Annotated in this window: 1 protein-coding gene; it reads left to right on the forward strand. The window is 66.6% G+C overall.

Annotation, left to right across the window (positions count from 1 at the left end):
- Positions 1–177: 177 nt before the first annotated feature.
- Positions 178–413, forward strand: a 236-nt coding sequence (locus tag C662_RS20610) for a TolC family protein (protein ID WP_002934816.1), incomplete at its 3' end; no start/stop codon positions are given.

Genomic DNA, 413 nt, shown 5'->3' on the forward strand with positions numbered 1-413 from the left:
CAAGCTACAGCTGAAGCCGCCGTCGCCGAGGCAGAAAGCGCCCTTGCAGATGCTGCACAGCAGTTGCGCACGCTCACTGGAATCGGGCCAGAACGCTCATCCGGCGGGGTGTCTGCGCCGGAGCCCGTCCCGTCCGCTGCGACACCGACACAGATTCTTGAGACGGCGCACCCTGCAGTGGCCGAGCTGCGTGATCGGGTCGACGTTGCGCGGCGCACGATGACCCTTGCCAGCGTTCAGGGCCGCGCGAATCCGGAGTTGAGTGTCACGACCACCCGCGAACGCGGCGCATCGGGTGAATCCTGGGAACAGACAGTCACGCTGGGCTTGCGCATTCCGCTTGGTTCCGGTTCGCGCAGCCGGTCCCGCGTTGCAAGCGCCAATGCAGAGGCCATCGAGGCCGAGGCGCAACT

The sequence above is a fragment of the Thauera sp. 28 genome (genome assembly GCF_000310145.2).
GTDB classification, from domain to species: domain Bacteria; phylum Pseudomonadota; class Gammaproteobacteria; order Burkholderiales; family Rhodocyclaceae; genus Thauera; species Thauera mechernichensis.